At 42.9% G+C, this 3,553-nt stretch carries 3 protein-coding genes; all 3 read right to left on the bottom strand.

Features of this window, described 5'->3' with window-relative positions:
- Positions 1-1,502 (bottom strand): hypothetical protein (locus tag F3741_07515; protein ID MZG30644.1); only part of this gene is annotated, 1,502 nt, incomplete at its 3' end.
- Between the two features lie 324 nt (positions 1,503-1,826).
- On the bottom strand, positions 1,827-2,651 hold the full coding sequence (locus tag F3741_07520) for a molecular chaperone TorD family protein (GenBank protein ID MZG30645.1): 825 nt from the start codon (positions 2,649-2,651) through the stop codon (positions 1,827-1,829).
- Between the two features lie 96 nt (positions 2,652-2,747).
- Positions 2,748-3,553: 4Fe-4S dicluster domain-containing protein (locus F3741_07525; protein MZG30646.1), on the bottom strand; the 806-nt coding region annotated here is incomplete at its 5' end.

Raw genomic sequence — 3,553 nt, forward strand, 5'->3', positions numbered from 1 at the left:
TCCTTGTAGATTTTAGAGGAAATTTGCAACCGTTTTTTCTTTATAAACTCATCATAACCTTTCAAAAGAATAGGTTTAAACTCTTTCCTGCTTATCTTGATTAACTCAGAAACGCTGGGAACAGATTCTTCGTGATATTGAAAAAACTTCAGCTTATAGTATTGATGTATGGTTTCCAGGCGAAAATAGCAGTGCAGTTCTGAAACCGTATCGCCATAAACTTTTTCAAGATAGTTTCGAATCAGTTTTTTCCCCTCCTGAAGCAGAATTTTATTTAACCGACCCCTTTCAAACAAATGAATTCGCACAGTGCTTAAGTGTTTTACACACTGGTTCTCGATTTCATTTTTCATTTTTATCGAATCTGGAGGAATGCGATACCAGGGGATTTCGTCTCGCGCGACTTGCAATGCCAGTTTAAAAGCTTCCTGAATCTGATGGTTATTGGAACGCTTCGCCTGCTTCGCAATGACATAGGAGTTTTTCTTTGAAAACCCCAGTTCCAGAAGTCCATCCTGGAAAACTTTCCGGTTTCCCATCAGGAAACCTCCGCGCTCACGTATATGATCTTTGGCCTTTTCAACACCTCTCAAAGCCAGGCTGACATCGCGTGGCATTAAAACCAGATTCATGTTGTTGGCAAAACCGTGAATTTCTTCCAGAGTTTTATAATTCAATTTATCTATGAAAAGAAACTTCTGTATATTTGGCTCACTAAAGTTACATTCCTCAAATATTTTTATCTTCTTGTACTTGACTTCTTCCCAGTATTTCCGGGTTCCTTCCTTTTTCTTAAATTGAGCTTCGATTTCCGACTTGGCCTTGAAGAAATAACTCCTTAACAAAAACCATTGTTTTTTCAAAGTGGATTCGATAATCCACGAATATTTGGGCGTTAACACCGTAAGCTTGGGATCCTCCAAAAGATTGATTTCACCATTCGCTAAAATATAATCCAATAGCTCCAAATGTCTTTCAAGGAGGAAAGGGTTTACCTGCTCCACAAACTTTCTAAAAACAGTTTTATATCGCCATTTATCAAAGTCTACCCCTTCTTCTCCCACTTTTTTCTCTTGCAACCTTTTTCGGATCAGGCGGGCACCACTCTTTTCAAGCCCTGCAAAAAGTTTGTCGCGGGCAGAAATATCCCTGATTTTAATTTGCTTGAGCCGGTTTACAATAGCGGGGATTCTAGAAAAAAGTTCCTGATCAATTTCTGCATAAGAGCTGGCTTTGGAGCAATAAACATCCGCAATCAGATCATCAATATAATCCAGAGACGTAGAAACTTTTTTGATCAGGCCCTTATAGACGTCGAAATCGAGGGTTTTATCGCCTTTTTTACAATCTCTTATATCGTTTAAATATTTCTTTGCCTGTTTGGTTTCTTCGGGCTGTGAGTAAGGATCATTGATCACAATCAAAAACATGTTTTCCGCATCCTGCAATTCTCGCCTGGCAAGAAGCTCCAACCCCTGACTCATTGTATCGTAGATAAACATTGCTATACCCGGATGCACTTGATAAGACAAAATTAAGATGCCGATTCAACCGGAAGAGATTTTTAAAATAACCAAAAATAACCAAGAACTACCAGCCGTGTGCAAAGACAGTAGGGACCTGTTGGGATATGACAGCTATATATGTCAGCAGAAAAGAAATTCAAGGGCGATAGCGCAGTCTCTCTATCAACCGGCCATTCAGGAAGGTTGCAGGAACAGGATTAAACCAACATTTCCCACAAAAAAGCCCGGAGAATGAGCATGGGCGACTCATCTCCGGGCATTAAGAATATTAAGCAGTTATTGAAATAACTTGCTTATCGTTTATCGCGGTTCACACTCAGAAGGTGCATTGGCGATCAAATCATTTTCCATACTGTAAGACAAAGACCTGTACTCAGGTTCTTCAACCTTGACAGGCTTGATATCCAGCAAAAAATTCTCGTTTTTCAGGAAAATAGCGAGAATATCGACTATATCCTTGTAAAGGCCTCTCTCCGCCTTTCGAGAGGTAAAGATGCAAAACAATGGACCCCACCTGCCAATATGATTGCGAATGAATTTTTTCATGCTGCTGGTCAGCACATTAATATTTCTTTCTTCATGACCGTTTTGAATTCCAAAAGCAGCTCTAAAGCACATGAAAAACATAAACGCCAATTCAATTGAAATATGATCCACTCTTTCTCTTGTCCTATTGCGAGGCTGCTCAAACCCGAAGGTCTCATAAAAACCACCCAGCTGAATCAGAACATCGGTTTGAGACTGAATACCACCCTCTGTGCCATACTGCATTTCGTAAGGAGGGCATTCCATGGAAACCGCATGCCCAAAAACCCTGACATATTCCTGCTGCACCTGTTTGATGGTCATTTTTGGTAAATACTTGCTAAAACCATCAATAATAGATTTAACGTGATTCCAGTCCTCCTCGTCGACCAGTGCAATATCCATGGGCTCAAGCAATGACTTGGGCCGGAAAAACTTTCGGTTCCAGGGATAGCTGAAAGCGCTGGAAAGAATATCGTATATTCGTCCTCTGGCTAATTGCAGCGAGATTCTTTCTTCTTTCAGTTCCTCCAGAGAACCCGTCTGCCCAAGTACTGCGAGCATTGGATCGCCAGATTTCGCATGAGTTACATTGCCCATATTAATCTCCTTGTTGCGTATTAACCGGTCTCCGGGAGGGAGTCCCATCCCGGAAACCGGATTGATTCACGCTTCTTAAACAGAGCACTATGCTCCTTAGATTGCACCCGGATGTTCTTCGGGTCGTACGTAGAAAGGCTCTTCAACCGTAACACGGATGATTTCTTTACCTTTCCGGTTAAACCCGATGACCGTATCATTATACATTTCAAACTTCTTACCGTGAATGTTGGTCTCGAAAATCTTCGGACCTGGCTCACGCTTCCATTTGAAAATGATACGTTGTGTCGTCCGGAACAACTGAAGCACACCCAACAGATCTCTATCAGGTACCATGTATTGATCAATTGAATGATCAACACCCGGTCCAAACATCTGTTGTGAATACGCTCGCGGAACGTGCCGTGACGGTACATAGTAACCGTTCGGCTCCGTACCCAGCTGCGGATACAACGGTAAGGCCACTTTCCGGTCCCGAATCAGATAGTACTGTGGGTTATCCGGATCATGCGCCCATTCGCCATTGCTGCCGATCTTGACAAGACCCTGCAAGCGGATCTTACCAACACAAGCTGCCATACAACGCGTCTCCATCTGATCACCTTCCGTCAGAGGATCGAGACCCTCAATTCGCGGATAACAAGCGATACATTTCTCAGAGATCCGCGTTGTACCACGGAACATTGGCTTTTTGTAAGGACACTGCTCTACACATTTCTTATAACCACGACAACGGCTCTGGTCGATCAGAACGATGCCGTCCTCTTGACGCTTATAGATCGCCTTACGAGGACACGCCGCCAGACAGCCCGGATACGTGCAGTGGTTACAAATGCGTTGCAGATAGAAAAACCAGATTTTATGCTCAGGCAGTACTGACCGTGTGCCGTTGTCACCACCGA

This window comes from Nitrospinota bacterium, assembly GCA_009873635.1.
Lineage (GTDB): Bacteria > Nitrospinota > Nitrospinia > Nitrospinales > VA-1 > LS-NOB.